The sequence below is a fragment of the Asticcacaulis sp. SL142 genome, from assembly GCF_026625745.1.
Classification (GTDB): domain Bacteria; phylum Pseudomonadota; class Alphaproteobacteria; order Caulobacterales; family Caulobacteraceae; genus Asticcacaulis.
Genome location: NZ_CP113061.1, coordinates 1,129,197 through 1,155,871 on the forward strand (window position 1 = coordinate 1,129,197; position 26,675 = coordinate 1,155,871).

24 protein-coding genes are annotated in these 26,675 nt (G+C 58.1%); 10 read left to right on the forward strand and 14 right to left on the reverse strand.

The genetic code is table 11. From position 1 onward, the window contains the following. The first annotated feature begins 189 nt into the window (after positions 1-189). On the forward strand, positions 190-1,767 hold the full coding sequence (gene aceB, locus OVA03_RS05195) for a malate synthase A (RefSeq protein ID WP_420710498.1): 1,578 nt from the start codon (positions 190-192) through the stop codon (positions 1,765-1,767). Between the two features lie 176 nt (positions 1,768-1,943). On the opposite strand, the gene OVA03_RS05200 is transcribed toward aceB, so the two are convergent. From OVA03_RS05200 to motA, 6 genes are all read right to left on the reverse strand, one after another. Then, positions 1,944-2,369 (reverse strand): hypothetical protein, encoded by a 426-nt coding sequence (locus OVA03_RS05200; protein WP_267527098.1) that lies wholly within the window; start codon positions 2,367-2,369, stop codon positions 1,944-1,946. Positions 2,370-2,398: 29 nt separating this feature from the next. Beyond that, complete coding sequence (locus OVA03_RS05205; RefSeq protein ID WP_267527099.1) at positions 2,399-2,818, reverse strand: DUF6491 family protein; 420 nt, start codon at positions 2,816-2,818, stop codon at positions 2,399-2,401. 21 nt (positions 2,819-2,839) lie between these two features. After that, positions 2,840-3,325, reverse strand: coding sequence for a DUF6491 family protein (locus tag OVA03_RS05210; protein WP_267527100.1), 486 nt, complete (start codon positions 3,323-3,325; stop codon positions 2,840-2,842). Positions 3,326-3,380: 55 nt separating this feature from the next. After that, positions 3,381-5,102, reverse strand: coding sequence for a tRNA (5-methylaminomethyl-2-thiouridine)(34)-methyltransferase MnmD (gene mnmD / locus OVA03_RS05215; protein WP_267527101.1), 1,722 nt, complete (start codon positions 5,100-5,102; stop codon positions 3,381-3,383). 86 nt (positions 5,103-5,188) lie between these two features. Continuing rightward, on the reverse strand, positions 5,189-5,392 hold the full coding sequence (locus tag OVA03_RS05220; RefSeq protein ID WP_267527102.1) for a hypothetical protein: 204 nt from the start codon (positions 5,390-5,392) through the stop codon (positions 5,189-5,191). Positions 5,393-5,734: 342 nt separating this feature from the next. Further along, a complete protein-coding gene (gene motA, locus OVA03_RS05225) occupies positions 5,735-6,604 on the reverse strand; it encodes a flagellar motor stator protein MotA (RefSeq protein ID WP_267527103.1) in 870 nt (289 codons plus the stop codon). 178 nt (positions 6,605-6,782) lie between these two features. Between motA and OVA03_RS05230 the strand changes: the two genes are divergently transcribed. Both OVA03_RS05230 and OVA03_RS05235 read left to right on the forward strand, forming a co-directional pair. Then, the gene (locus OVA03_RS05230; protein WP_267527104.1) at positions 6,783-7,907 is read left to right on the forward strand and encodes a succinylglutamate desuccinylase/aspartoacylase family protein; all 1,125 of its coding nucleotides are present in this window, start codon (positions 6,783-6,785) and stop codon (positions 7,905-7,907) included. A 49-nt stretch (positions 7,908-7,956) separates the two neighbouring features. Beyond that, on the forward strand, positions 7,957-8,514 hold the full coding sequence (locus OVA03_RS05235; RefSeq protein WP_267527105.1) for a hypothetical protein: 558 nt from the start codon (positions 7,957-7,959) through the stop codon (positions 8,512-8,514). A 2-nt stretch (positions 8,515-8,516) separates the two neighbouring features. Here OVA03_RS05235 and OVA03_RS05240 read toward each other — a convergent pair whose 3' ends face one another. Further along, entirely contained in the window at positions 8,517-9,845 is a 1,329-nt protein-coding gene (locus OVA03_RS05240) for a lytic murein transglycosylase (protein ID WP_267527106.1), read from the reverse strand. A gap of 287 nt (positions 9,846-10,132) precedes the next feature. Here OVA03_RS05240 and ykgO point away from each other — a divergent pair, with 287 nt between their 5' ends. The 5 genes from ykgO to OVA03_RS05265 all read left to right on the forward strand — a co-directional run bounded on the left by ykgO (position 10,133) and on the right by OVA03_RS05265 (position 15,029). Beyond that, positions 10,133-10,258: a type B 50S ribosomal protein L36 gene (gene ykgO, locus OVA03_RS05245; protein WP_131254103.1), complete on the forward strand. Its 126-nt coding sequence runs from the start codon at positions 10,133-10,135 to the stop codon at positions 10,256-10,258. Positions 10,259-10,464: 206 nt separating this feature from the next. Next, on the forward strand, positions 10,465-10,743 hold the full coding sequence (locus tag OVA03_RS05250) for a DUF2312 domain-containing protein (RefSeq protein ID WP_189488482.1): 279 nt from the start codon (positions 10,465-10,467) through the stop codon (positions 10,741-10,743). A gap of 88 nt (positions 10,744-10,831) precedes the next feature. After that, a complete protein-coding gene (locus OVA03_RS05255; protein WP_267527107.1) occupies positions 10,832-11,242 on the forward strand; it encodes a hypothetical protein in 411 nt (136 codons plus the stop codon). A 63-nt stretch (positions 11,243-11,305) separates the two neighbouring features. Continuing rightward, positions 11,306-12,691: an MFS transporter gene (locus tag OVA03_RS05260; protein WP_267527108.1), complete on the forward strand. Its 1,386-nt coding sequence runs from the start codon at positions 11,306-11,308 to the stop codon at positions 12,689-12,691. Further along, positions 12,684-15,029 carry a GH36-type glycosyl hydrolase domain-containing protein gene (locus OVA03_RS05265; RefSeq protein WP_267527109.1) on the forward strand — a complete coding sequence of 782 codons (2,346 nt, stop codon included), beginning with the start codon at positions 12,684-12,686 and terminating at the stop codon, positions 15,027-15,029. The genes OVA03_RS05260 and OVA03_RS05265 overlap by 8 nt, the downstream gene beginning before the upstream one ends. On the opposite strand, the gene OVA03_RS05270 is transcribed toward OVA03_RS05265, so the two are convergent. Continuing rightward, entirely contained in the window at positions 15,026-16,084 is a 1,059-nt protein-coding gene (locus tag OVA03_RS05270; RefSeq protein ID WP_267527110.1) for a sigma-54-dependent Fis family transcriptional regulator, read from the reverse strand. The two genes, OVA03_RS05265 and OVA03_RS05270, sit on opposite strands and share 4 nt — an antisense overlap. A gap of 268 nt (positions 16,085-16,352) precedes the next feature. Here OVA03_RS05270 and OVA03_RS05275 point away from each other — a divergent pair, with 268 nt between their 5' ends. Beyond that, on the forward strand, positions 16,353-17,870 hold the full coding sequence (locus tag OVA03_RS05275) for an aldehyde dehydrogenase family protein (protein WP_267527111.1): 1,518 nt from the start codon (positions 16,353-16,355) through the stop codon (positions 17,868-17,870). 84 nt (positions 17,871-17,954) lie between these two features. Further along, positions 17,955-18,989 carry an alcohol dehydrogenase AdhP gene (adhP, locus tag OVA03_RS05280; RefSeq protein ID WP_267527112.1) on the forward strand — a complete coding sequence of 345 codons (1,035 nt, stop codon included), beginning with the start codon at positions 17,955-17,957 and terminating at the stop codon, positions 18,987-18,989. Between the two features lie 40 nt (positions 18,990-19,029). On the opposite strand, the gene OVA03_RS05285 is transcribed toward adhP, so the two are convergent. The 6 genes from OVA03_RS05285 to OVA03_RS05310 form a co-directional block, all read right to left on the reverse strand. Next, positions 19,030-19,878: a bile acid:sodium symporter family protein gene (locus OVA03_RS05285; protein ID WP_420710479.1), complete on the reverse strand. Its 849-nt coding sequence runs from the start codon at positions 19,876-19,878 to the stop codon at positions 19,030-19,032. Positions 19,879-20,017: 139 nt separating this feature from the next. Continuing rightward, positions 20,018-21,253 carry an SGNH/GDSL hydrolase family protein gene (locus tag OVA03_RS05290; RefSeq protein WP_267527113.1) on the reverse strand — a complete coding sequence of 412 codons (1,236 nt, stop codon included), beginning with the start codon at positions 21,251-21,253 and terminating at the stop codon, positions 20,018-20,020. An 86-nt stretch (positions 21,254-21,339) separates the two neighbouring features. Next, on the reverse strand, positions 21,340-22,674 hold the full coding sequence (locus OVA03_RS05295) for a pectate lyase family protein (RefSeq protein WP_267527114.1): 1,335 nt from the start codon (positions 22,672-22,674) through the stop codon (positions 21,340-21,342). Next, positions 22,674-23,798 carry a pectate lyase gene (pelA, locus tag OVA03_RS05300; RefSeq protein ID WP_267527115.1) on the reverse strand — a complete coding sequence of 375 codons (1,125 nt, stop codon included), beginning with the start codon at positions 23,796-23,798 and terminating at the stop codon, positions 22,674-22,676. Before pelA ends, OVA03_RS05295 begins: the two co-directional genes overlap by 1 nt. 232 nt (positions 23,799-24,030) lie before the next feature. Then, positions 24,031-24,909 carry a pectinesterase family protein gene (locus OVA03_RS05305; protein ID WP_267527116.1) on the reverse strand — a complete coding sequence of 293 codons (879 nt, stop codon included), beginning with the start codon at positions 24,907-24,909 and terminating at the stop codon, positions 24,031-24,033. Between the two features lie 101 nt (positions 24,910-25,010). Further along, positions 25,011-26,654, reverse strand: coding sequence for a family 43 glycosylhydrolase (locus OVA03_RS05310; RefSeq protein WP_267527117.1), 1,644 nt, complete (start codon positions 26,652-26,654; stop codon positions 25,011-25,013). Between the last annotated feature and the right edge of the window lie 21 nt (positions 26,655-26,675).

Consider the following 26,675-nt stretch of genomic DNA (forward strand, 5'->3'; position numbering starts at 1 on the left):
CCATATGCCGCCTGCGCCCTAACCCCAAAAGCCCCGCGCAGGCGGCAAACTCTTGTTACCCCCAGATAATCATACCTCCCCAGTTTACTGGGGAGGGGAACCGCGAGCAACGCGAGTGGTGGTGGGGGTTTCTTAAGATCATCTAACCGGCTACAACCCAAGGATCTTCCCATGCCCGCAGATTCCTACATGCCCAATCCCCGCTCCCACGCCGCCGAAGTCACCGCCCCCGTCACCGGGCGAATGGCCGAAATCCTCACGCCGGACGCCCTGTCATTTATCGCCGAACTTCATCGCCGGTTTGAGCCAAAGCGGCGGATGCTGCTGGCGGCCCGCATCGAACGGCAAAAGGCCTTTGATGCCGGTGCCCTGCCCGATTTTCTGATTGAAACCCAAATCATCCGCGACGGCGACTGGCGCGTGGGGCCGATCCCCGCTGACCTGACCGACCGACGCGTTGAAATCACCGGCCCGGTCGATCGCAAAATGATCATCAATGCGCTCAATTCGGGTGCCAAGGTCTTCATGGCCGACTTTGAGGACGCCAATTCCCCGACCTTTTCCAACTGCATCGACGGTCAGATCAATCTGAAAGACCGTTGGGCGGGCACCCTGTCCTATGATGACCCGCAATCGGGCAAGGCTTACCGGCTCAGCGATACGCCCGCCACATTGATCGTGCGGCCGCGCGGCTGGAGGCTGGAGGAGCGTCACGTCCGCGTCGATGGCGCATCGGTCTCAGGTGCCCTGTTCGATTTCGGGCTTTACATGTTCCACAGCGCCCGTGCCGCCATCGCCGCTGGTTCGGGGCCATATTTTTACCTACCGAAGATGGAAAGCCACTTAGAAGCCCGCCTGTGGAACGAGGTTTTTGAGTTCGCGCAGGAGCACCTCGACATCCCCCACGGCACCATCAAGGCAACGGTGTTGATTGAGACCCTGCCCGCCGCCTTTGAAATGGATGAAATCCTTTATGAGTTGCGCGACCATATGGCCGGACTCAACTGCGGACGCTGGGACTATATTTTCAGCTTTATCAAGACGTTGGCGGAGCACCCAAGCTTTGTGACACCCGACCGTTCCCAAATGGTCATGGGCCATGCATTCTTGCGGGCCTATTCGCGCCAGTTGATCAAGACCTGCCACCGGCGCGGGGCCTTTGCTATGGGCGGTATGGCCGCGCAGATACCCGTGAAAGGCGACCCCACCGCCAACGACGCCGCCTTTGCCCGCGTCCGTGCCGACAAAGAACGCGAAGCCGGTGACGGTCACGATGGCACCTGGGTCGCCCACCCCGATCTGGTGCCGGTGGCGATGGAGGTCTTTAATCGCCTGATGCCGACGCCGAACCAGCTTCATGTGTTGCGTGAGGATGTGACCACCACCCAGGTTGACCTGCTGCGGATGCACGAAGGCACACGCACCGAGGCTGGCCTGCGCGAAAACATCCGCGTTGGCATCCAGTATATTGCGGCGTGGCTGCGCGGCAAAGGTGCTGTGCCGCTCTATAATCTGATGGAAGATGCCGCGACCGCTGAGATTTCACGCACCCAGGTCTGGCAATGGATCCGACACCAGGCCGCCCTTGATGACGGCAACGTCGTCACCCGTGAACAGGTTATCGCCCTGATCGAAGATGAAATGCAGTCGTTAGATGCGTGGGGTAAGGGCCGTTTTGATGAGGCGGTGCGGCTGTTTACCGAACTGGCCCTGGCCGATACCTGCCGGGATTTTCTGACCGTTCCGGCCTATGGCTTGCTGGATTAGAGCGGAATGATTTCTGGTGGAAACATTCCGCTCAAGCCACCATTGCGGCGGCGGCCAAGGTGGCGGAGCCACCGCCCGGCGAGGGACGTAAACAAAATCTGGATCATTATGTTTCTACCAGAAATCATAATGATCCAGCGTTGAGGGCCGGTTCATGTGAACCGGCCCTCAAATCCTTACTTCTTCTTTTTCTTTGACAGGCTGTCTTTCAATGCCTTGGCCTCTTCAAAGCTGACCGGCTTTAGCGTGTCCACAAAACAGGCCGATTTGAAGCCCGGCGAATAGATCACCGACATCTGCACATCGATAGGGTTACAAATCTGGGTCGAGCCACGATATTCAAACAGCAGCGGATCAAAATTATTCAACCGGCAGCCACTGACCGTCATCACCAAAGCGCTGCGACCGCGATCTTCGACCAGCAGGGTCTTTTCATCGATCACCGTGGTATCGAGGTCGCCGCCGCTAACGCACTGGCGCAGCGGTTTTTCGGCCGGTTTTTCGGTTTGCGGCGCGCCCTCGGTCTGAGCAAGGGCCGCATGTCCGGCAATCAGGGCCGAACCGACCAGCAGACCGGCCACAACAGGGATAAAGCGGGACATGGTCTTTTCAATCATTGTCTTTGGCTCCGTTATTGGGCTTTAGGCTTAGGCGTCATATAGACCTTGGCTTCGTCCTTGGTCAGCGGCGTCATGGTATCGATCAGGCAGCGCAGAGGGGCTTCGGTATTGCGGGAATGCAAAATCTTGACATCGGTACGGCTGCACACTTGGGTCGAGCCATTGAACTCAAAGCCAATCCGGTCCAGTTCATCGATATTGCGGCACGGTGCGGTCAGTTTCAGCAGCACATACTTGCCAAAGGCATCTTCGATCAGCAGGCTGTCGGGTTCGATCACCATGCGAGTGCGCATGTTGTTGAGGTCAAAACACTGCCTTGGGGCGTCCGGTTTCACGCTTTGCGCGACGGGTGCCGCCGCATAGGCCGGGGCGGACAGCAAACCGCCCGCCACCGCCAGCAGAGCCATTTTCGATGCGATTTTGATCATCATATCCTCCGAGTTATTTGGCGGTTATTTGGGTTCGGCGGTGGCCGCCGCTTCCTTGGCCAGTTTTTTGTCGGCCTTGCGTTTTTTGGCCTTATCGGCCCCGGTCAGCGCATCTGACTCGGCCTGAGTGACCGCGCGCACATCGGTAATATTGCAGCGCTTCAGACGGTTATCACCAAACTCGGCATAGAGCACTTCGGCATCGAACGGCCCGCACACCCGCGTCATGCCGCTGCGGGATCGCAGGCCGATCCGACCGGCATTATCCAGCCCCATACAGGCCGGTGCCACCGTCAGCGCATAGTTCTGCTTACGATGGGTTTCGACCACCATGACATCATCATTCGGGGTGAAGTAGCTACGGACATCATCGACATAGAAACACTGCGCGTCTTTACCCGAAGGATCGGGGGCCTGCGCGACCGTTTCAGGGTTAGCGGCACATCCGGCCACAACCAGTCCTAAACCCGATACCATGGCCGCTGCGATTATACCGTTTCGGTGACGCATTGTGATCTCCCTCATCCAGACGCGAACCATTCGCCCGGATTCCGGCGAAATCATGTCACATAAGGTCGTTGGTGGTCAAAACACGTTCAATTTGAACGAGGTGTCGCGCTGGTGCCATAAGCGGCGACGGGATATCAAACACCTGCGCCACCAGATCCTGCGCCAGTATCGGCGCCAGACAAAAGGCCCGCCCGCCCAGTCCGGTTAAGCTATGGACGCCGGGTGACAACGTACCGGCGACCGGCAAGTGATCGCGCGTCGTGACCCGCACCGAGGCGCGTGAGGTCAAGCGCGACGGATCAATCCCCGCCGCCAGTTCCGGCAGGGCCTTGGACAGGGTGTCGATGTTTCTGAGCCGGTCGGCATCGCGGATATCCGCCCCGCGATCTTCGCGGTCGTGGGTCGCGCCAAACAGTACGCCCTCCGGCAGCGGAATGGCATAACCGCCCCAGGCCTGTGCTAAGATTTGGGCCTCAGCCGTTGCCACCTCGACCTGACCGCGCACTGGCCGCAGATCAAGGTGAGACGCAAAGGTCTGATCCCAAACGCCCGCACCGACCGCCCAGAACACATGGTCATAGCTGTCGATATCATGGGGCGGCGAGGCATGCACCGTGCGCCCGAAGGTAAGCGCCTCAAGCACCGCCAGAGGCTCAACCGCCAGCGCCTCAGCCATCCACAATCCGTCGTCATGGGGTTGCAGAGCATCACCGGCAAAGCAGGGTTGGGTCGCAACCTTCTCAAACCGCGTCCGGTCGCGTTCCGTCTGGGCGCGCTGTAGCACCCCGTCACGCAGAATCGCCTGCGGACACATCCGCCGGTACAGGCAGGTGGCATAGGCATGGGCGTCGGCATAAAGCTGGGCCACCGCCCCGCCGCCCGCATCCAGCCGCGGCGTCACCAACGCGGCCCGATTGCCTGACGCCTGCGCCCCCAGACCGTTAGGGTCGCACAGGTCATGATCGAGCCCAAGGGATGACAAGGCGTAAGACAACGAACATCCGGCAATCCCCGCCCCCATCACCAGTATGCGCGGGGTTTTGATTAGTGACGCCGCAGTCTCACCACCAAATACCGCCTCCAGTCGCTCGCGTTTCTTGCCAAAGCCCGGCTGTTTGGAGACAGAAAATCCGGCTTCGGTCAGGCCGCGCCGCACTGCCCCCGCCACCGTAAAGGTCGCCAGTCGCGCCCCCGTCCGTGAGCGCTGTCCAATCAGGGACAGCACATCCTCAGCCCACATATCGGGGTTGAGCACCGGTGAAAATCCGTCCAGAAACCACGCATCGGCCTTGCCGTTCCACTGGGTCAGGGCCTCACGCACATCGGTCAGGGCCAGCGTCAAGCGCGCACCCCACTTTGGGAACTCCATAATATGAAAGCCGCGGCGCGATTTGGGCCACTGGTTAAGGATCGCTTCAGAAAACGGTGCCAGTTCCGGCCATGCGTTCAGCGCCCGCGCCGCCTCATCGCGAGTCATCAAAAAGGCTTCGATGCTGAAAATATGCAGGTGGTTTGTTTGGGCGCGATGCTCAGCCCACATCTGCAACAGGGCGGCGATATTCAGCCCGGTGCCAAAGCCCAGTTCCGCCACCGTGAACGCCGGGCGATCCGCCCAGATGTCCGGCATGTGACAGCCGTTCAGGAACACCGCACGGGTTTCGCTCAGGCCGTCCTGCAATGAATAATAGATATCACCGAACCGTTCCGAGCGCGGATTGCCATCTTCGGCAAAATAAAGCTGCGGGTCGTGGACTCTAAGATCGCGGGCATCGGACATGGTTACGGTTTACCAATAGAAAAAGGGCCGCCCCTATAGTAGGCGACCCTTCGTATTCTTGTCTAATCAATGGCCCAAAAGGCCGATTAATTAGTGAGCAGCCGGAGCTTCAGCAGCCGGAGCAGCAGCAGCGGCGTCGGCAGCAGCCGAGGCAGCTTCAGCAGCGTCCGAAGCAGCTTCGGTAGCAACTTCAGCAGCTTCCGAAGCTTCAGCAGCAGCTTCTTCAACAGGAGCTTCAGCAGGCTTCGAGCAAGCAGCGATCGACAGAGCAGCAACAGCAGCAGCGGCAACCAGGGCCGAGCGAACGATTTTGGAGGTCATGGATCCAGATCCTTATCTTAACGTTAAGAGGCGCCAGAGACGTAACTTAAAGTTACTACCTAGGCCCTGATTCAAGACATACCGAAAATGGCCGAGTCTCGCAAGAGGGTATTTCACAAATTTGTGATCGCATTCCATAAAGCCGCCATTATTTTCTCAAATCAGGCGAATATGATGAAAGGTTAATGGCGCATATAAGCCAGACGGCATACACCGTAAACGCCGATACCGCCTAAAATAAAGCGGCCACGCGTCAAATAATACGGCTAGAGTATGGCTCCAATGCCTTGCCCGCGTCAAGGGTGCGCAGACTAGCCCTCAGCCGGGATTGAGTTGAGCGCCTCTTCCATCTCAAGGAAACTCGGCTGCAGGGTCGATGGGATGCTGCCACGGCCGATTTCAACCGAAATCTGAGCGGCGTTGCCATGCAGGTGGGCGACTAGTACCGACTGAATGATCTTATAAAAAGCGCCCTCTTCCTCAACAATACCGTTAAGGCGGGTCGCAAACGGGCCGACCAGACCATAGGACAGCATAACGCCAAGGAACGTCCCCACCAGCGCGCCACCGATCATGCCACCCAGAACTTCCGGCGGCTCGGTGATCGCGCCCATGGTCTTGATAACCCCCAGAACCGCGACGACGATCCCCAGCGCCGGCAGGGCGTCGGACATGGATTGCAGGGCGTGGGCGGGGTGAAGGGCTTCGTGGTGGTGTTTTTCAAGCTGCTTTTCCATGGCGTCTTCGACCTGATGCGGGTCTTCGAGGTTCATGGTCATCATGCGCAGGGTGTCGCAGATAAAATCAGTGGCAAAGTGATCCTTCATGATCTTAGGGAACCGGTTAAAGATCGTCGAATCATGCGGTTTTTCAATGTGGCTTTCGAGGGCAATCACGCCCTTGGACTTCATGGTCTTGGTCAGCAGGAATAACAACGACAACAGGTCGCGGTAATCGCCTGCCTTCCATTTGGGGCCGCTGAACACTTTACCCATGCCGCCGCCCATGCTTTTTAAGGTATGCAGGTCGTTGGCGATCAAGGTCGCCCCGATCGCCGCCCCCAGAATCCCGGTCAGTTCGTAGGCTAGTGAGTGCAGGATCGGCGCCATCGAGCCACCCGACCACAGGTAGCTGCCGAACACCGTGGCAAACAGAACAACAATACCGATAATCTGAAACATGAGACCCTAAGCCAACCCGAAACATAACGATTCGGCTCAGGTTAAGGGCTAATCCTTAAGGGGCGGTTTCATTAACCGTGTTTTTTTACCTTATTTGAGGCGCAGAAATCATGACCTGTACCGCTGGCAAACCGCCGCGATCCGGGTAAGGTGGCGGCCTAATTCAAGGAAACCGGATATGAAGCGCGCCCTGCCCCTGATCACCCTACTCATGTCCGGTGCCTTAGCCCCGGCCATGGCCGCCACCGTCTATACCGGCGACCGGGTGGATGGACTTGCCGTCATTGATAAACTCGACAGCGCTGATTTCAAAGCGGGCAGCGTCACAAAGCTTTACTTCCGCGTCTCCGATCAATCGATTGGTCAGGGCTGGTATGTGCCGGTCGTGGTCATTAAGGGCGCCAAACCCGGCCCTAAGCTGTTGCTGACCGCCGCCATCCACGGCGATGAGCTTAACGGCATCCCGGTCATTCAGCAGATTATCAGGGACACCGACCCGCAAACCTTAAGCGGCACGATTGTCGCTGTGCCGGGCCTCAACACCCCTGGCCTTTTACATTCGACGCGGCAGTTTACGCCGAATGGTCATGGATCGGGGGGAGAAAACCTTAACCGCATCCTGCCCGGTGACCTACATGGTGGTGCTGCCAATATCTATGCCGCGCGACTGTGGTCCAATCTGTTTATGGGCAATGTCGATATCTCCATCGACCTGCATACCCAATCGGCGGGTATCAGCTATCCCATGTATGTCTTTGCCGAAACCCCAAAAGCGCGGCACTTGGCCGATCTTATCCGGCCGGATGTCATCAATATGGACCCCGGTATCGATGGCACGGTGGAGAACACGCTCAATGCCTATGGCTTCACCAGCGTGACCCTGGAGCTTGGCGTGGCTGAAAGCTTCGATCCCGTCATGACCGCCCGCGGCGTCAAGGGCATTATCAATGTCATGCGTGATCAGGGCATGGTGGCGGGAGCGCCCGACCTGAGCGGGCCTGAGCCGTTTCTGGGCAACGAAATCCTCAATGTCAAAGCCCCGCGGGGCGGCTTTGCCCATGTGACCGTTAAGCTGGGCGACACCGTAAAAGCTGGCGACGCTCTGGCGACCATAACCAATGCCTACGGTGATGTGGTCGGACAGATTACCGCACCTCGTGACGGTCAGGTGTTGTCGGTGGCGACCGACCCGCGCCGCGATCCCGGCGATACGGTAGCGCGGCTGATTTATTGGAATGATAAGGGCGTGTGCGCGAAAACGGGCTGCCCCACCAACAAAAAAAACCCCGCAACCACGGAGTAAGTTTATTTTTCAGAGGCCATAATTCCATAAAATGGTGTAAAGACTCCTCATGCCTCCAAACAATGAGCCCGCTAAACCTAATTTAAACGAACGATTTAGGTCTGCAGTTATTACTCTAAACGTTGCGAACGCCGCATTTGATATCTGGTGGTTCTACAAATCAGCAGAAACGCGCGATTTTAATTTCGCCCAAAAATTTCCTGATTTCTTTAGATTTGATGAGGAAAATAATTTTAGATCTTTAATTGTTAGCCTCTACAGCCTGTACGATAAGCGTAGAGATGCCAATTCCATAAAATCTATAATTAGAGATCTACCAGCTAACATCAATTTAGACATCAGCAATAAAATAGATCACTTGTCAGGTAAATTACAAAAAATTGAACATCTTCGTCACAATGTAATTGCTCACAGAAACTCAAGTGCGAGCTACAACGCCATTTACAAAAAAGCAAAAATAACCCCTAACGATATAAAGCATGTAATTGATAACACATTGGAAATATTGTCTTTAATAGCCTTAGAGATAAATGAGCCTGAGCCTATTATTTCCACATCCATCAAAGAAGAGCTCCGCTTGTTAATGAGCCAAATTAAAGGCGAATAAAATTACTGCGGCGTCGAGGTCGGCCCGAGGATGGTGTAGCCCGTCACCTTGGCCGACAACTCATCAGCAAGCATCGCCGACAGGTAGCCATCGGCTGGCCGGCCATTGGCGCGTTGCCATTCGCGAAGGGCCTTGCGCGTGCCGGCACCGATCACACCGTCAGCAATTCCGGGATCAAAACCTTCTTTCAGCAGCGCTTTTTGGGTATTGACCCGTTGCGAGGTCGACAGCGGCTGTTCCTCCGGCCACGGGGTTTTGAGCGCCGGTTTACCCGCTATGCCATCACCCAGAAGACCTACCGCCAGCGCATAGGCCGTTGAGTTATTGTATTTACGGATGACGAAATGGTTGGGCAGGGCCAGAAACGCCGGACCACCCGCCCCTGACGGCAGGATAAGCGTGGCGTTTTCCAGCTTTTCACTCATCGTCCACGCACCGCCATCGGCCCGCACCACGCCCTTTGCGGCCCACCACTCCGGCGTCTGGCTTTCGGTTTCCGACAGGTAATAATCAAAACCCGCCGGTAAGATCACCTCGACCGCCCAAGCCTGACCGGCTTTCCAGCCCGCCTTGGCCAGCAGATTAGCCGCAGACCCCAGCGCATCCGGATCAGATTTCCAGATATCGACTTTACCGTCTTTGTCGGCATCGACGCCGAGCTTGACATAGTTTTCTGGCAGAAACTGCGTCTGGCCCATAGCCCCGGCCCACGAGCCTTTAAGGGTGGCGCGATCAACCTTACCGGCTTTCAGGATATCGAGCGCCATCATAAGCTGGGTCTCGGCCCAGGCGCGCCTGCGGCCATCAAAGGCCAGGGTCGCATAGGCGTTGATAACATCAAAATCGCCCTGAATACGCCCCAGATCGCTTTCCATCGTCCAGATACCGCCCAAAAGGGCGGCCGGTACGCCGTAGGTCGCCTCGATCTCCGGCACATGGGGCGTGGCGGCCAGTTTAGCGCGGGCGGCCTCAAAGCGCGGCGCGGTCACCGCCCCTTTAACATAGGCACTGATCGGTTTGGAAAATTCCGGCTGCTTGGTATCGAGCGCCACCACCCTCTCGGACGGTGCGGTCGTGCTTAAGGCCTCGGTAACAAATTCGCGGTCATAACCCTTAGCCACCGCCCGATTTATAAAGTCGTCGCGCCAGTGATAGAATGACGGGTAATCGATCTTACCCACCGTCGGCGACGGGCTTGAGGTTACCGGAGCCGTCACCAGCGGATCAGGCTTTGCGGGCGTCGGTGACGGCGGATCAATCGGCGTCGGGATCGAGGTCGCCGAAGAACAGGCCGTCAAAAACAACGCCAATGTCAGATAGCGACCCACCATGAAACCTCCGTTACGTGTCTTATAATATTGAATCTATCTCAGATTAACGTGACATTCCAACCCTGCAATGTGGCGGTTAGACGGTCATGCCATAACAAAATCGGCATTGGCGGTGATTATTTTGATGTCTGGAGCGCGAAATCATCGTGAATCACGTTGACTTGATCAGACAGTTCGCCTAATTACCCGCCCTCATTCATCGCTGCTATGCGGTCTTGCGCGCCCTCTGCGGTGCCGGATTTATGGCAGCATCCGTTCACGCTTTTATAGAAATCAGGTTGGGACCAATGAAAGTCCGTAGCTCGCTCAAGTCTCTGAAAACCCGCCACCGGGACTGCAAGATTGTGCGCCGCAAGGGCGTCGTCTTTGTCATCAACAAGACCGATCCGCGCTTCAAAGCCAAGCAAGGCTAATTCGCGTCAGATCGGCTCTGGCTGATTTGCAGATTTCTAAAAGCGCTTAGGGCCAGCCTTAAGCGCTTTTTCCATATGCGGCACCCTAAATCTATACACCGCCTTATCCACAGCAAAAGCCGATCACAAATTCCCCTGCGCATTGAGGGCAGCGAATCGCTCCGGTATGTTTAACGGGAATTTCAGGATCAAAAGGAACCTTCACCATGGCCGATGACGCCGCCAACTCCATCACGTCGGACGACGTTATCAATGCCGCCGCCCAGGGCCGCCTGCGCACGATCATCGAGCGTATTGAGCGCCTCGAAGAAGACAAGGCTGTGATCGCCGGCGACCTCAAGGAAGTCTATGCCGAGGCCAAGGGCGAAGGCTTTGATGTCAAGATCCTGCGCAAGGTCGTATCCCTGCGTAAAAAGGATAAGGCCAAGCGCATGGAAGAAGAAGCCCTGCTCGACCTTTACCTGTCGGCCATTGGTGAAATCTGAGGCTAAATCTGATCTGGCTTGATTTTTAGATCAAAAGCCCGCCATCTTCACCGGATGCGGGCTTTTTTCATGACGATTGAGCGGTAGCATGGCGTTTAAGTCGAAAACGCCATCCAAGGGCCTGCGCCAAAAGACACCGCTTAAAGCGAAGTCATCCTTGAAATCCAATACAGGCCTGAAATCCCAAACTGGCTTACAGGCCAAACCGCCCTCCCCCGCCGATCAGAAAAAAGCGCTGCAAAAGGCCACCGTCCGCCTGCTGGAAAAAGCCAAGCGCGAAGCCGCCGAACAGGGCGTCGATCTTTCCGAATGGGAAGCTGAGTTTATCGACAGCGTAAAGGGGCGCATTGAGGTCTATGGCCGCGCCTTTGCTGACCCGGATAAGGGCGCGATGGACGGCACCCTGTCGCTGATGCAGGGCCTGAAACTGAGGGAAATCCGTAAAAAGGTCAAAACCAAAGCCGCCAAAAATCAGCCCGACCCGCCTGACGAAGAGTAATGACAGCGCTAACATTGCCTGTTATCAAATCCCTAAACACAAAAAACATCAGGGAAGTGGTACATGAACACTATCGGGAGCGCGGGCCCACCCGCCAAAGTCGGACTGTTTGAAAAAATCAGTTATGGCGCAGGCGATACCGGGTTTAATTTTTACTGGACGACGATTTCCGCGTTTCTGATGATTTTCTATACCGATGTGTTCGGTATTTCGGCCGCCGCCGCGGGCACCATGTTGCTGACGACCAAGATTGTTGACGCTATCACCGACCCGATCATGGGCGCCATTGCCGACCGCACCAAGACCAAATGGGGCAAGTTCCGGCCATATATCCTATGGATGATCATCCCGATGATTGGCGCCGGCGTCCTGACCTTTTCAACGCCCGATCTGGATGAAGGCGGCAAACTGATCTACGCCTATGCCACCTTTACGCTTTTGATGGTCATCTACACCGCCATCAATATCCCCTATAATGCCCTGTCAGGGGTGATGACCCCGGACGGCCAGCAGCGCTCGACCATCATATCGTTCCGGTTTATTGGCGGGTTTTTGGGCGGCACGATCGTCACCTATTTCACCCCACCGCTGGTCAAATATTTGTCAGCCACCTTCGGGGGTGGCGATGAGACCATCGGCTGGCAACTGGTCATGGTGGTATACGGCATTATCGCGGGCCTGTTGTTCCTCAACCTGTTTCTCAATACCCGTGAGCGGGTCGAGCCCTTACAGGAAACAAACGCCTCGCCGCTGCGTGATATTCGTGACCTGACCCAGAACGGGCCGTGGGTGGTGCTGTTTTTTCTGGCGTTGATCATCATGGTGACCATCACCCTGCGGATGAGTACGTCCGCCTATTATATGAAATATTATATTGAGCGGCCCGATCTGACCGGCGCGTTTCTGACCGTCTACGGGATTGCGCTGGCGGTGGGGTCGGCCTGCACGCCGATCCTGACCAGGTTTTTCGATAAAAAGCACATCCTGATGGTGCTGATGGCCATAGTCGGTGTGCTGTGTGTGGCTTTCTATTTTGTGCCCAAGGACCAGATCGGTTTGCTGTTTGCCTTGCAAATCCTGATCGGCCTGACCTTGGGGCCAAAGTCGCCGCTGGCCTATTCGATGTATGCCGATACCGCCGACTACAACGAATGGAAAACCGGCCGGCGAGCCACGGCCATGACCTTTTCAGCCGCCACCTTTTCGCAAAAACTGGGCGGGGCCTTGGCGTCATTCGTTATCGGCATCGTGTTTTCGGCGCTGGGCTATGTCGCCAATCAGGCCCAGACTGGCGCGTCACAATCGGGCATCGTCATGTTGATGACCCTGGCGCCGGGCGCCGTGGCCCTGTTTGCCGCCATTATCACTGGCTTTTACAGCCTGACCAAACAAGACCTGGAAATCATTCAGATTGACTTAGCCGAGCGTAAATTAAGTTCCCATGACTGACCTAATAATCAATGATGGACTAACCTGCACCTTGACCTCACCGACCGCTCTGCCGCGGGCATCGGGGTTTTTGTGGAACCGCAAGATGATGCTGCACATGAACGCGCGCGGCTTTGCCACGTCGCAGTTCATGCAGCCTGAACCGGCCAAATACGCCTATGCCCCGAACCTTGAAGCCAAGACCTTCATGCAGCCGGAGCAGCCCTATTACGCCCACCATCCGGGCCGGTTCTTTTACCTCAAAGACGAAGATACGGGTGAGGTCTTTTCCGCGCCTTATGAGCCGGTGCGCGTGGTGCCGGATAAGTTCGCATTTACCCTGTCGGCGCATGATATCACCTGGCGCATCGAGCATCTGGGGGTGCGGGTCGATATCACCCTTAACCTGCCGGTGGAGGATGTGGTCGAACTGTGGGAAGTGACGGTCACCAACCTCACAGACCGGATGAGGACAATCGGATTTTATCCTTTTTTCACCATCGGTTACATGAGCTGGATGAATCAATCTGCGACCTTTGATGCGCACCTGAATGGCATTGTTGCCACCTGTGTTTCGCCCTACCAAAAGGTTGCTGACTATTTCAAAAACAAGGACTTTAAGGACAAGACCTTTTTCCTGAGCGAGCACACACCGGCGGGCTGGGAATGTCGACGCGAAGCCTTTGAGGGCGAAGGGGGCTTACATAATCCGGATGGTCTGCGCGATGGCCTGGCCAGCGAAGACGCCATCTATGAAACGCCCACCGCCGTTATGAAGTTTGATCTGGAACTGGCGGCCGGTGCGTCCACTACCCACCGTTTTCTGTTTGGCCCCGCCTTTGATGACGCCGAAATCACCGCCATCAAGGCCCGCTATCTATCGGTACAAGGGTTCGACGACGCCCGCCGCGACTATCAGGCCTATGTCGCCGCAGGGGCCGGGGTCGTCAAAATTAAAACCCCCGACGCCCACTTTGATCAGTTCGTCAATCATTGGCTGGCGCGGCAGGTCTATTACCACGGCGATGTCAATCGCCTTACCACCGATCCACAGACCCGCAACTACCTGCAGGATGCGCTCGGCATGGTCTATATCCGCCCTGACGCGGCGCGGATTGCGCTTACCACCGCCCTGTCGCAACAGCACGATAGCGGTGCCATGCCTGACGGTGTGCTGCTGGTTGAAGGGGCGGAACTCAAGTATATCAATCAGGTACCGCACACCGATCACTGCGTCTGGCTGCCGATCCTGCTGGATGCCTATGTGCGCGAAACCGGTGATTACGGCTTGCTGGATCAGGTGGTGACCAATGCTGCCACGGGTCTGAGCCTGACGGTCCGCGATCGCATGACGGCGGCCATGAACTGGCTGCTGACCGCGCGCGATCACCGGGGCTTGAGTTACATCGCTCAGGGCGACTGGTGCGACCCGATGAATATGGTCGGCTATAAGGGCAAGGGCGTGTCCGGCTGGCTGACCCTGGCCAGCGGTTATGCGCTAAAACTGTGGGCGCAGATCTGCGCTGATGCGGGCGATGAGGCCACCGCCAAGGCAATGCGCGCAGGCGTCGATGATCTGAACACGGCGGCCAACACCCACCTGTGGGACGGGCAGTGGTACGCGCGCGGTATCACCGATGATGATGTGGTGTTTGGCGTGGCCTCTGACCCGGAAGGCCGTATCTATCTCAATCCACAGACATGGGCGTGCTTAAGTGGTGCCGCCTCGGTTGAAAATCAATCATTGATGATGCGGGCGATTGAAACGCAACTGGAGACCCCCTACGGCGTGGAAATGCTCGGCCCGCCCTATTCCAAAATGCGCGATGATGTTGGGCGCGTAACCCAAAAATGGATGGGCTCGGCCGAAAATGGGGCCGTCTATAACCACGCTGCCATCTTCTATATCTACAGCCTGTTTCAGATCGGTCAGGCCGACAAGGGCTTTGAACTGTTGCGCAAAATGATCACCGGGCCGGATGAATCAGACTACCTCCAGCGCGGCCAGATGCCGGTGTTTATTCCGAACTATTACCGCGGGGCTTATCGTCAGCATCCGCGCACCGCGGGCCGGTCGAGCCAGCTATTCAATACCGGCACTGTGGCCTGGGTCTATCACAGCCTGATCGACGGACTGCTGGGGCTAAGCGGCACCAAGGAGGGCTTGCGCCTCAATCCGCAACTGCCCGCCCATTGGGATGAGATCGAAGTGACCCGCCAGTTTCGCGGGGCGACCTTTGACGTCACCATCCGGCGCGGCGAGGTTAAGGGCGTGATCTGCGATGGCGTGGCCCTGACCGAGCCCGCCATAATCAATATTGACTCAAGCCGCACCTACACGGTCAGCGTCGTGATTTAGACGTTATACTGAAGCCGCCGGTAGATGGTTGAACGGTGGATGCCCAGATGGCGGGCCGCGGCGCTGATATTGCCTTTGTGGGCCTCAACCGCAGCGCGGATGGTCGACAGTTCGATGTCGTCAAGACTTTGCCCCGGCACCGTTTCAAACGACGCAGGCCCTGCACGCGCCCCCGTATCCAGACGGGCGGCAAAGGCGCGGCCATCCTGCGCCGTCAGGTGCCCGTCGCGCGCCGCCTGCGCGACATCGTGGGCAAACACATCCTCAAAGCGCATCTCATCCAGAATGTCCCAGCCGTGTCCAATCAGCGACAGGCCGCGCCGGTTAGCGCCGACTATCACCCCGTCCTTGACCACCAGTATGCCTTCGCGCGCCACCCCCAGAAGACCCGGATCGGTCTGGAAACGCACGGTTTCGCAGCCGTCAAAGCCTTCCCGGAACAGGCGGTGTTCGATCTGCTCGACCGCCAGCCGCACCATGCCCAGCATGTGGGTATGGGCGTCGGTCGCAGGGGCCGACATATCCAGCACCCCGATGATCGCGCCGCGGTGATCAATGATCGGGGTGGCGGCACAGCTTAACACCTTATGGTCGGTGAAATAGTGCTCACCCCCAAACACCGACACCCCGCGCCGCTCGGCCAGAGCCGTGCCGATCGCGTTGGTGCCGGTGCCGTCTTCGGACCACAAAACCCCCGGCCGCAGGGTGACCTGAGCCGCCCGGTCAGCAAAGGCGGCGTCGCCCAGCGTATCGAGCACGATGCCCTGAGCGTTGGTCAGGATAACCAGCCCCGACATCTCACGCGCTTCGTTATAAAGCGCGTCAAGCTCAGCCCGGCACAGACGGCGCAGGGCCTCATGCCGGTCATGCAGATCGCGAACCTCCTGTGATGTCGGGGCTTCGTGGGGCGGCGCACGGCGGGCATTCAGCCCCATGTCGGTGCAGCGCATCCATGAGCGCAAAATGGCGTGACTGACCTGATTGACCGGCAGGCCCTTGCCGTCAAAAAACTCACGGCGCGCCTGCTCGATCATCACGGGATTGGGCGCAGACATAGATAAGCAACTCCCTGTTTCAACCCATGCGCCGCCCATAACGCCCTGACCGTCGCATTCTGCAACAGGTGAAACGCGCCTGTTGCCGTTTGCGACAGGCTACGCCCAAACGCGCATTTTTGTCCATCACATTTCCCGGAAGTCTCTCGAAGTTGATCGCGCACCGATTGACCTCGTCCGCGGTCAGGGCGCAGCTTAACGACCATAATCATAAAAAGTCTTGCCTGTGGGGACAGGATTAACTTTCGGAAACATAAGGATAAATCACATGACAAAACATGATACCGCCATACATGCAGCCTCACCGTTTAAGGCCCGTTATGGCAATTTCATCGGCGGCGACTGGGTTGAGCCCCGGTCGGGCCGCTTTATGAACAATCTGTCGCCCGTCACGGGCCGTAAGGTGTGCGAAGTGCCGCGCTCAGATGCCGCCGATATCGAGGCCGCCCTTGATGCCGCCCACAGGGCCAAGGCCGCCTGGGGCCGAACCTCGGTGACCGAGCGTTCGAACATCCTGCTGAAAATCGCTGACCGGATTGAGCAGAATCTGGAAACCATCGCGACTGCCGAGACCTGGGACAATGGCAAGCCCCTGCGTGAGACCATGGCGGCGGACATTCCTCTGGCCGTCGATCATTTCCGCTATTTCGCGGGCTGCATCCGTGCTCAGGAAGGCTCAATCGGCGAAATCGACAATGACATGGTCGCCTACCATTTCCATGAGCCTCTCGGCGTTGTGGGGCAGATCATTCCGTGGAACTTCCCGATCCTGATGGCGGCGTGGAAGCTGGCGCCTGCCCTTGCCGCCGGTAACTGCGTGATCCTTAAGCCCGCCGAGCAGACCCCGGCCTCGATCCTTGTGGTCATGGAATTTATCGCGGACCTGCTGCCTGCGGGCGTGCTCAACATCGTCAACGGCACGGGCCTTGAAGCGGGGGCCCCGCTGGCCGCCAGCCCGCGAATCGCCAAGATCGCCTTTACCGGCTCTACCCCGGTGGGTAAGGCCATCATGCGCGCCACCGCCGATAATGTGACCAACATCACGCTGGAGCTGGGCGGTAAATCGCCTAACGTCTTCTTTGCCGATGTCATGGCCGAAGATGATGCGTTTCTGGATAAGGCCCTTGAAGGGTTTGCCTTCTTTGCGCTCAATCAGGGCGAGGTCTGCACCTGCCCGTCGCGCGCCCTCATTCAGGAATCGATCTACGACCGCTTCATGGAAAAGGCGATCAAGCGCGTCGAAGCCATTTCTCAGGGTGACCCGCTTAACCCGACCACCATGATCGGCGCTCAGGCCTCACAGGAACAACTCGATAAGATCCTGAGCTATATGGAAATTGGCAAATCCGAAGGTGCCAAGGTTCTGACCGGCGGCGACCGCAATATCCTGAAAGGTGACCTCAAGGACGGCTATTACATCAAGCCGACCATCTTTGAAGGCCACAACAAGATGCGGGTGTTTCAGGAAGAAATCTTCGGCCCCGTGGTCTCGGTCACGACCTTTAAGACCCTTGATGACGCTCTTGAAATCGCCAATGACACAGTATTTGGCTTAGGGGCTGGCGTCTGGTCGCGCGACATGAATACCGCCTACCGCGCGGGCAGAGGCATCGAAGCGGGCCGTGTGTGGACCAACTGCTACCACGCCTATCCGGCCCATGCGGCATTTGGTGGCTATAAGCAGTCCGGCATCGGGCGTGAAAACCATAAGATGATGCTTGATCACTATCAGCAGACCAAAAATATGCTGGTCTCCTATGCCCCCGGAAAGCTTGGGTTCTTCTGATCCAGGCTCAAAGTGACGGCCTGACTTTAGGGGGCGGTGTCCAGCCGCCCCGTTTTTACCTCCACAGCACTCAGGGACATTATTATGGCTAAAACCATGAAAGCCGCCGTCGTGCGCACATTCGGCGCGCCCCTCACCATTGACGAAGTGCCAGTGCCAGAACCCGGCCCGGGCCTGATACAGGTCGCCATTCAGGCGTCCGGCGTCTGCCACACCGATCTGCACGCTGCCGAAGGTGACTGGCCCGTCAAACCGAACCCGCCGTTCATCCCCGGCCACGAAGGCGTGGGCTATGTCTCGGCCGTGGGCGCAGGCGTCAAGCACGTCAAGGAAGGCGACCGCGTCGGGGTACCATGGCTCTACACCACCTGCGGCCACTGCAAGCACTGCCTCGGTGGTTGGGAAACCCTGTGTGTTGAACAGCTCAATACCGGCTATTCCGTCAATGGCGGCTTTGCGGAATATGTGGTGGCTGATCCGAACTTTGTTGGCCACCTGCCCAAAAACATCGGCTTTAATGAGATCGCACCGATCCTGTGTGCGGGCGTTACGGTCTATAAGGGCCTGAAGGTCACCGACACCAAACCCGGTGACTGGGTGGTCATTTCCGGCATCGGCGGTCTGGGCCACATGGCGGTGCAGTACGCCAAGGCCATGGGGTTAAATGTCGCCGCCGTTGACATCGATGATGGCAAGCTCGATCTGGCCCGCCGATTAGGTGCGACGCTTACGGTCAATGCCAAAACCGTCGCTGATCCCGCAGCCTACATCAAAAAAGAAACCGATGGCGGCGCTCAGGGCGTTCTGGTCACCGCCGTCTCTCCCAAGGCGTTCGAGCAGGCCTTGGGCATGGTCTCCCGCGGCGGCACGGTCGCGTTAAATGGCCTGCCGCCGGGTGAGTTCCCGCTCGATATCTTTGGCATGGTCCTCAATGGCATCACCGTGCGCGGATCGATTGTCGGCACGCGGCTTGACCTTCAGGAATCGCTTGAGTTCGCCGCTGAGGGTAAGGTCGCCGCCACCATCGCCACCGAAAAGCTGGAGGACATCAACGACATCTTTGCCCGCATGCATAAGGGCCAGATCGAAGGCCGCATCGTCATCGACATGACGGCGTAAGCCCAGATCAGGTTTCAGCTATGTCGGGCGACCGGTCTGGTCATTTCATCTTCTGGGCAATAAAGGCGCAGACGATCAGTTGTATCTGGTGAAACAGCATCAGCGGCAAAATCACCGGCCCCAGCATGGCCGCCGGAAACAGGGGTGAGGCCATAGGCACGCCGGACGCCAGACTTTTCTTTGAGCCGCAAAACAGGATGACCACCCGGTCTTCGCGGGCAAAGCCTAACCGGCCGGAGATAAACCACGTCCCCCACAGAACGATTGCTAAAACGACGGCGCACAGGATCAGGACACTGATCAGATCAACGGCTGAGACTTTCGACCACAACCCTTCAACGACCGACGCCGAAAAGGCTGTGTAGACCACCAGCAGGATCGAGGTGCGATCGACCCGGCCTACCAGTGTCTTGTGTTTGGCGATAAACCCGGCAAGGATCGGTCGCGCCAGATGGCCCAGCACAAACGGCAACAGCAGTTGCAGGGCGATCTTTTCAATAGCGGCCATCGATACGCCCGAGGTGGCCCCCATAAACAGCCCGACCATCAATGGCGTCAGGAATATCCCCAGCACGTTCGACAGCGAGGCGGCGCATACGGCGGCGGCGACATTGCCGCGCGCTATGCCGGTAAAGGCGATCGACGACTGCACGGTCGAGGGCAGCAGGGTGAGGAACAGAAACCCGCTCAGGATCATGGGGGCGATAATGCCGCTAAGGCTTACCTGCATCAAAAGCCCTATCAGCGGAAAGACCACAAAGGTCGTCGCCAGTACCACGCCGTGGACGCGCCAGTTGGAAAATCCGGCCACAATAGCTTCCCGCGACAGCTTGGCCCCGTGCAGGAAAAACAGCAGCACAATGGCGGCATCGGTGACAATATCAGCCACCCACCGCCGCCTGCCCGCGCACCGGCAGGACGCTGGCCAGCACCACCAGCCCCAGCATGATCACTATAAACGGGTCGATCACCTTGGCGGCGTTTTGAGTTTATTGATCATCAGTCTATGCGGTCATAACTGGCGTTTTTTATTTCGCCCACTCAAAGGCCGACAGCGGGATCGCATGGGCCATGGCCGACGCCCCGGCATCGTTCGGGTGCAGATGATCGCCTAGGTCAAATCCGGCCCTGAGCCAGCCCGGACGGGCCGGGTCTTCCAGCGCCTTATCGAAGTCAAACACCCCGTCAAAGTCCTGAGACTGGCGCAGCCAGGCGTTAAGCGTCTGGCGCTCAGCTTCCTTATGGTCGGTGTAATAATCCTTGAACACCGTGCCTTTGAACGGCGTCAGGGTCGCCACATAGATTTTCATGTTCTTGGCCCGCGCCCGCAAGGCCATCTGTTTCAGGCCGCCGATTAAGTCCTGCGCCGAGACATAATCCTCAGATTCCGGGCTTAGGGCGTGGCCCAGATCATTGATGCCGATCAGGACAATCACCGCCGAGGCATTCTGGCTTAGGACATCGCGGTCAAACCGCGCCAGCGCGCCGGTGCCAAAGCGCGCCCAGGTGCCGTGATGCAGCATCCGGTTGCCACTGATGCCCGCATTGATGACATTGACCGGCAGTTTGGCGGCCCTCAAACGCGCGTTAAGCACATCGGGCCATGTCCGGCCCGTATCGGGCGTGATGCCGTAGCCATCAGTGATCGAATCTCCAAAAGCGATAACGGTAGATAGCGGCTTGGTACTTTCGACCTCTACGGCGGAGATAAACGCAAAGGCATTGCCGATCCCGATATCGATAGTCTCCGCCGGAAGCTGCGCGGTCGCCGCCTGCGCCCCCGACGCACGGTACAGCACACCGCGCTGGATATCGTGGACGGTTTTCAGCGGCACGGGGTCTTTCGCATAAACACTGACCGCCAGATCGCGTCCGGCCTCAACCGCGATATCCGCCGGATCGCTGATGACATAGGCACCCGGTGCAATAGTAACCCCTGCCGCCCCATTAAAGGTCAGGCCCCGGTCACTGGCGACCTCAATGCCAGATCCTGCGGTGCGGCGGGCGATGCGGACATCCTTAAGGCGCAAGGGTTTTTCGCCATAGGCGTTGGACACCCGCACCCGCACCCGTTCACCACCGGCGCTGATCTTCACAATCTGGCGCAGGGTGATATCTTTGGCCGTTACCTCCGCCCCCGAAGGCTCTGGTGCCGCATAAAAGGCTGGATGCCACGCTGTAGCTGGTGATTTGGCCCACGTTGCGGGGGCCATCAGGGCCAGACTTAAGACAATACCAAGGGCACGGCGGGAAAGGGTGAACATGAAATGACCTGTCAGCGGATATGTTTTCGCCATCTAGCCTGATTTGCCCTGATTTGGGAATGTCTCATGCCCGACTGATCAAAGCCTTATCGCGCCGCAGCCATGGGGTAAAGCGACGCCCAGCCAGCCTTTGGCGACATGTCGTCAAGGTTCCAGTCGGCGTCATTGAACGGTGCTGATGTCGGTTTGTAGCTGGGATAGCCGCTGGAGTCGGCCTCATTGTCGATGATCTTGCCGCGGCCCTCCGCCACATCGGAGATGATCTTGAAATCGATCTTATCGCGCGCCCACGGCCGCATCCCGGCGCTGACATAGATGGCGTTTTCCAGTTTGGCCGCCGGAACAATGCGGATATCGGCGGGCAGGTACGGCGTTTTAGCCGTCAGAATCTTGGCACCCGAGGCCGTATAGCGCCCGGTCTGAGGCAGTTTATTGCCGTTTTCATCGGCGGCAATATTGTCCTTAAGGTACAGGCTGACATCGCCTGAGCCGCCCAAAGCAAACAGAGGCACGCCCGGACGGGTGTCAGGCCCTGCACGATAGACATTGCCGATCAGGGTGATGATGCCGGTCTGAGGCGCAACCTCCCCCCACTCATGGGCGATCAGGTTGTAATGCACCGCCTTGCCGCCTGGATTGTGGATCAGGTTATTGGCGATGGCGACATGGGCACCGCCCTTGATCAGAGGGCTGCGTTCCTCATTAGAATTATAAAGATTGCCGTAGATCAATATTTTCTCGGCATTATCGTGAATGAGCGTGCCCTTGGAGTGCTCGCCCTTTTCGTGGACCGAGTTGCGCAGGCCCTCAGCGATGATGTTATGGCTCAAGGTAACGCGGTTGGAAGTGCCTTTGCGCCAGCCTTCAGGGGTGGTGCCTTCAAAGCGCGGGCCCGACGCTGACAGGTTCTCATCCGTCGCCCACGAGAATGAGCAATGGTCGATGATGACATTATAGGCGCTGCGGGTTGACAGCCCGTCCAGGCCACCACTGCGCGGGGCCTTGTCATTGGCACCGGGGCGGATGGCGACGTGTTGCAGGATGACGTCATGGGTGGCAATCCCGAACTCGCCGCGCACAAAAGTAATGCCGGGGTTGGGGGCGGTCTGACCGGCGATGGTCACATAGGGTTTTGCAATGCGTAGCGTCGCGCCTTTCAGGTCAATCACCCCGCCGACTTCAAACACGATGATGCGCGGGCCGTCGGCGGCAATGGCCTCGGCAAATGATCCGGGCCCGGTAGCCTCAAGGGTAGTGACGCGGATGATACGCCCGCCTTGCCCGCCCTTGGTATCGGCAGCCCAACCCTTGACGTCGGCTGAGGTCTGGCTGAGGTCATGGTCTTCGGTAAAGCCGCGCGGGGCTGTCTGGGCCGCCACGCCCCCGGCGTACAGGGCCGCAAGCACAATGAGCCACTTCATTATTGTGCCTCCGGATGCTTGGTGCGCCAAGCTTCATAGGCGGCAATGGCCTTTTGCGGGCTGGTCGAGAACCAGGCATAGCCGTTGCGGCGTCCGGCGCTGACATCATCAACCGTATCAAAAATCTGCTTGGAACGGTCGCTGAAGATCGGCTTGAAGGTTTTCATGTCATAGTAACGCGACCATAGCGGCGGGGCATCAGCTTGTGCGTGCAAGCGGCGACCATCATCGCCCTCGACGCGCTTGAAGACATAACCGTTAATTTGAAGCTGTTTCAGCATGGCGACACCGGCGCGCACGGCAGCCACCACCTCCGGCGACGGATCGGGCCGCTGCATCAGGTACATCAGGATACCCGCACTTTCGGTCGATGACAGCGACGGCGGCTCATAGTTACGGGCCGAAGTCGGTTGCCCGGTCAGCGGATCATATTGCTGCGGCCACAGGGTCAGTTTGCCGTCGATCACCACCTGTCCGGCCAGCAGCGCCTTCAGGCCCGCCTGTTCGGCGGCACGGGCGCGGGCTTTCAGGGTGTCGGGCAGAAACGCGAAATCGCCTTTGCCTGCCCCGGCATCGCGCATCAGGCTGATCACGCCCTCCATCGCATTGTCGTTGAGGGTGACCATGTCATGATAACCGCCTTGCAGCGGCCAGACCTGCGGCCAGCCACCGTTCGGAAACTGCGCGGCCAGCAGGTATTCAATCCCGCGCACTATGCTGTTCTGATAAGGGGTGGCCTCAGCCGGATTCTGGGCTGCCACCCTTGCCAGATAGCGGATTTCGGTGATGGTCGCGCCATTGTCGGTCGTGCCGACATAGCTCCATTTGTCAATCAAAGGCCGGTCGAAATTGGCCGGATCGTCTGAGCGGCCTTCATTGCCGCCAACATAGGCCTGCCCTTTCTGGCGCGGCGGGACATTATAGGGTTGGTTCTTACCCCAACCACCGGCGGGGGTCTGGTAGCTGACGATCGAATCCGCCACGGCGCGAGCCTCTGCGGTTTTATACCACGCGGCCTCGGCTTTGAGCGGCATAGTCGCCTCGCCATTGCCGGTCGCCGGTTCTGCCGGAATGGCGGTCAGGCCCTTGCGTTCGGAAAGAAGTGCGTCCTGATCCGCCTTCATCTGCGCTTTGGAACGCGCCAGATAGTCGAGCCAGGTTTGCGACTGGGGTCCCGCAAGCTCGGTAATGCGGGCTTCATTCAGGGGGCGGCGACGGCACGTTCATGCCGATTTCCTTGGCCTGGGCGGTGGTTAGAAACGCGGCGACCATCAGGACGGCCAGCGACGGTACAATGGATTTTTTCATTATCGGGTTCCCTGTTTCGTAAGCTTTTTTGAGTTAGATGGCATGGGATCAGGCATTGATCCAACCTGTATCTTTGAACACGGCGTTTAGCCGCCATTTGGCCGCCTGATCCGACGTCAGGGACTTGGCCCAAAACACGCGCCGGTTCATATCCCCGCCCGCACCCGTCGAGTGATACTCGGCGAAATGAGCGGTCTTGTAGGTTTCGGTCTGGCCCGGTGTCCATTCGCGCCAGCCTTCAGGGTGAATGGTGCCGTCAATGCGGGTATCGAGGAAAATCACCTGCCCATAGGGCCGCCATGCCCGCCCGAAATAATAGTTGCCCGTCCCTGCCGTCGTGATGCGGCAGTGATCGAACACATAGGCTGAGGTTTCCGCCTCCGCCGTGCGGCTGTGGGCCGTAATAAAGGCCGTATCGCGCTTCAACACATGCAGGTGGCAGCGATCAAAAAAGGCCAACGCATTGCCGAAGATGAAATCGACATGGCCTTCGATATAGCAGTCCCTATAGTATTGACGGCTGGGGTTGGTCTTGTCCTTTGAGGCCGCATAGAGCGTGTCCTGCGCGCCCAAAAATATGACGTTTCGCAACACCGCCCGGTCGGCGGTCAGATAAAGCGCCACCGCCTGCGACGGGTCGGCATTGTGGTCGTAGTCATTGGCGATGGTCAGGTTTTGCGCGCGAAACCCGTCGCCGGTCACGGTAAACGACGCTGATTTGCCCGTGCCGCCCGCCATTTTCGAGCTATCGCACCACACAATGACCGTATCATCGGGCCGTTCCCCCTTACCGATGATATGAACATCAGGTTTGCTAAGCGTCAGTTTTTCGCGGTAGGTGCCCGCCGACAACTCAATCACCCCGCCCGTAGAAGGCAGGGCCTCAAAGGCTGCCGCCAGAGTCTTGTGATCGGCAGGCACGCGCATGACCGGACGCGTGAGATTTTGGCTGAGGGCGGGCCTCGCCCAAGACACCGGTGTCAAAACCGCGGCCGCGCCTGATAAAATACCTCTTCGTGATATCCTCATCACAATGCCTTGTACTTGAAGTTTTTAAAGCGCGCTTCGCCCTGCCCCGCCGCATAGAACCCCGGTTTTAGCATAAGAAAGCCGCCGCGAACATTGTGATGATAGCCGGACACTTCCATGCCGCGATCAAAGCGTTTCCACGTCTGGCCGTCCGACGATGTGTCATAGGTCACGATATGGCGGTCGTTCCTAAGCCGCATAAACATGCGCTGGCCGAATTGATGGGCCGGACGGCCGCGCTCAATGCCGTACTGATGGGTGACGAAGTTTTTCCCATCAAACCCAAGACCGCAATAGAGTTTGGTGTCGTAAAACAGGATCAGGCCCGCCCGCGCGCCGTCATCGATTTCGATCTCGCATTCGATCTCATAGGCCGGATCGCCGACAATGGTAATCAGCGGCGCGCCTGAACTCGGGGCCTCACCGGCGGCTTTCAGGTGCAGGACGCCATTTTCCAAACGGATGCGGTCGCGCTCACCGGCTGACGGATTAAAGAAGTTCCACTGGACGCCGTACTTGTCGGTTGAGAAATCATCCGAGCGGGCAATGCCGTGGGCGGGTGTCGCGCCATGCGGTTTGCCGCCCTTGGGCTTAGGGATCGGTTTTGACAAATCTCCGCCGCCATAGTCAAACCAGCCGTCCCTGGTCCAGGTGATCGGCGCCAGAAGGGTCTGGCGCCCCAACGTCCAGAAGCCGTTTTCATAGCCGTGATAGACGCTCCACCAGTCGCCAGCAGGGCCTTCGACCAAAGTGGCATGGCCGCGCGACCACCATTTTTCCGACGCGCTAACGGTGCGCACCAGCGGGTTACGCGGGTGGTCTTCCCACGGGCCATTGATCGATTTGGAACGGGCGGCAATGACCATATGACCAGTCGGCGGGCCGGCTGTGCCGCCCACGGCGGTGATCAGGTAGAAATAGTCACCGTGACGGGTGATTTTCGGGCCTTCGGGAGCAAAGCCTTCGACGATCCAGTCGGACGGATAACGCCAGGGTTTATAGACATTTTCCGGCGCGCCGATACGGCTTAGGCCATCATCCGACAGACGCACACGGTCGCCGCCCGACAGGAACAGCCAGCGCGAGCCGTCTTCGCCGACCGCATGACCGGGGTCGATATGGCCGGGCAGGTCAAGGTCGATCGGGTCGGACCACGGCCCTTCGATCCGGTCGGCCCAGATCACCCATGAGGTGGTTTTGGAATCCGGTGCCGAGGTCTTTTTGGTCGGGATATAGAGAAAATACCGGCCCTTATGCTTTATCAGTTCCGGTGCCCACACCGAACCGATGTTCTTGGTCAGGGTCGCCGTCACCGGCCGCCAGTTGACCATATCCTTTGAATGCCAGATCACCAAACCGGGATAGGCATCGAAGGTCGAAAAGGTCATGTAATAGTCAGGGTCGTCTTTTGGGCCGTCCTTCAGGATCGACGGATCGGGATGATCACCGGCCATGATCGGGTTAAGGAAGGTGCCATTGCCAAGGTCGGCCCTGCGCTGCCCCTCGACGCCCTTGGCCCAGGTCAGTTCCGGCCCGCAGGCCGATTGGGGCGGTGTGGCGGCCTCAGCAGCCTTGGGCGCGCCAAATAAAAGCGCGCCCAGACTGAACGATTTCAGGGCATTACGCCGGCTGGTGTCTGACATTTCCCATTCCCTTGTTTCATT